A 2438-nucleotide genomic window follows, 5' to 3' on the forward strand; every position below is an offset into this window, starting at 1 on the left:
CGGACGCCTCGTCGTCGCCGTAGCTCGCCGCGACCCACTCGCGTTCCTCGTCGTGGAGGCCCCGCACCTGCTCGGCGCGCCGGTCGAGGTCCTGACCGCCCTCGAAGGACCACTGGAGGGAGTGCTCGCGACGGATGCGCGCCGCCACGCCGGGGTTGACGCCGACGTCGACGAGCTCGGCGTGGGAGACGGCCTTCGACTCGACGTCTTGGGCGTCGACGCCGGCGTCCACGAGGACGTCCGCGGTCGCTGGGCCGACGCAGCGCAGCGACAGCAACGCCTCCCGCGTGTCCTCGTCTGCCACAGTTGGCGGGACGAAGCCCCCGGAGGTGCTTCAGTGTTTCCACGTCCCGGTACGCTTAGGTGTCGGCCGGCCGGAGTCGCGGACATGCGAGACCTCCGAGACATCGACACCGTCGGCGTCGTCGGCGCCGGCACGATGGGCGCCGGCATCGCACAGGTCGCCGCGACCGCCGGCTACGACGTCTTGATGCGGGACGTCGAGGCGGAGTTCGTCGAAGACGCCTTCGACCGCATCGAGGACTCCCTCGACCGCCTCGTCGAGAAGGGCGAAGTCGACGCCGACGACCGCGGCGCCATCCTCGACCGCATCGTCGGCACGACCGACCTCGCGGACTTCTCGCAGACGGACTTCGTCGTGGAGGCCGCCGTCGAGAACATGGACGTCAAGCGCGACGTCTTCGCGGAGCTGGACGAGGAGGTCCCCGACGGCGTGCCGCTGGCGACGAACACGTCCACGCTCTCGATTACGACCATCGCGGCCGCGACCGAGCGCGAAGACCGCGTCGTCGGCCTCCACTTCATGAACCCGGTGCCGGTGATGAAGGGCGTGGAGGTCGTCGTCGGCGAGAAGACCAGCGACGAGGCCGTCGACCTCGCCCACGACTTCGCCGAGGACCTCGGGAAGGAGACGTGGGAGTCCGACGACAAGCCCGGGTTCGTGACGAACCGCATCCTGATGCCGTGGATCAACGAGGGCATCCGCGCGTTCGACGAGGGCGTCGCCTCGAAGGAGGACATCGACAAGGGGATGAAACTCGGTACGAACGTCCCGATGGGCCCCCTCGAACTCGCCGACCACATCGGGCTGGACATCTGTCTCGACGCCAGCGAGACGCTCCACGAGGAGCTCGGCGACCGGTACAAGCCCGCGTACCTCCTCAAGCGGAAGGTCGACGCCGGCGACCTCGGGAAGAAGACCGGCAAGGGGTTCTACGAGTACGACGAGGACTCCTAAGGGCTCGCAGGCGGCGAACCGGTTCCGGTGCGCGCTGCCGCCGTTCCGCGTCCGAGCGCACCGGCCCCTCGTCAGGTCACGCACCGGGTTGGTCCCGGCTTCCTACTTGAACCTACGCGGGAAGTGGTGTGGCCCCTATTGGAGCAGCCGGCAAGCTAGCATCCGGGAGCGAGCGGTTCGGAGAACCCGAGCGACGCGGATCACCGCGCGACCGAGAGGGAGCGCGGGCCGACGAGCGACCACCGGGAGCGAGGAGTGCTTTTGGTGTCGGTTTTGCCGAGGGCGCGCGGAGCGCGCCCGCAGCGCAAAAGCGCCCTCAGAAGGAACTCTTCAGTTTCTCGAAGAAGCCCTGTTCGACGTCGATCTCTTCGCCGCCGGCTTCCGCGAACTGCTCTAATGCTTCGCGCTGTTCCTCGTTGAGGGATTCGGGCGTGACGACCTGAACGGTGACGTAGAGGTCGCCGCTGCCGCGGCCGCGGAGGCGGGGCATCCCCTTCCCTTTGAGGCGGAAGGTCTCGCCGCTCTGGGTGCCGGCGTCGAGGTCGAAGGTGGCGCCGCCGTCGAGGGTGGGGACTTCGATTTCGTCGCCGAAGACGGCCTGCGGGAAGGAGACGGCGTGGCGGTGATGGAGGTCGTTGCCGTCGCGTTCGAAGTCGGGGTGGTCTTCGACCTCGACTTCGACGAGGAGGTCGCCGTTGCGGGCGCCGCGGTCGCCGGGCGCGCCTTCGCCGTCCATGCGGAGCGTCTGCCCGGAGCGAATCCCGGCGGGGACGTCGACGGTGAGCGTCGCGCGCTCCCGGACCTGGCCCTGCCCGCTGCAGGTCGAACACGTCTCGGAGGCGAGTTCGCCGTCGCCGCCGCAGCGCGAGCACTCCTGGGTCTGCTGGACGCGGCCGAGCGGCGTCTGCCGGACTTGCGTGACCTGACCCTGGCCGTCGCACTGCGGGCACGTCCGCACGTCGGCGTCGTCGGGGTAGCCGGCGCCGTCGCAGTCGGGACAGGTCTCGGGCCGGCGGACGGTGACCTGCTTCTGGACGCCCTCGTAGGCTTCCTCGAGCGTGATGGACAGGCGCGTGCGGAGGTCGCGGCCCTGCTGGGGGCCCTGCTGGCCGCGGCCGCCACCGCCGAAGAACTGGTCGAAGATGTCGCCCATGCCGCCCGCGCCGCCACCGCCGCCGCC

2 protein-coding genes and 1 pseudogene are annotated in these 2438 nt (G+C 70.0%); 1 reads left to right on the plus strand and 2 read right to left on the minus strand.

What is annotated here, in order from left to right; all coding sequences use genetic code 11:
* A pseudogene (locus GJ634_RS14905) lies at positions 1-304 on the minus strand (hypothetical protein); the annotation flags it as partial.
* An 84-nt stretch (positions 305-388) separates the two neighbouring features.
* On the opposite strand from GJ634_RS14905, the gene GJ634_RS14910 reads away from it, so the two are divergent.
* Entirely contained in the window at positions 389-1258 is an 870-nt protein-coding gene (locus tag GJ634_RS14910) for a 3-hydroxyacyl-CoA dehydrogenase family protein (RefSeq protein WP_157503621.1), read from the plus strand.
* A gap of 316 nt (positions 1259-1574) precedes the next feature.
* On the opposite strand, the gene GJ634_RS14915 is transcribed toward GJ634_RS14910, so the two are convergent.
* Positions 1575-2438 (minus strand): DnaJ C-terminal domain-containing protein (locus GJ634_RS14915; RefSeq protein WP_157503622.1); only part of this gene is annotated, 864 nt, incomplete at its 5' end.

It is taken from the genome of Halobacterium sp. CBA1126, assembly GCF_009741975.1.
Classification (GTDB): domain Archaea; phylum Halobacteriota; class Halobacteria; order Halobacteriales; family Halobacteriaceae; genus Halobacterium.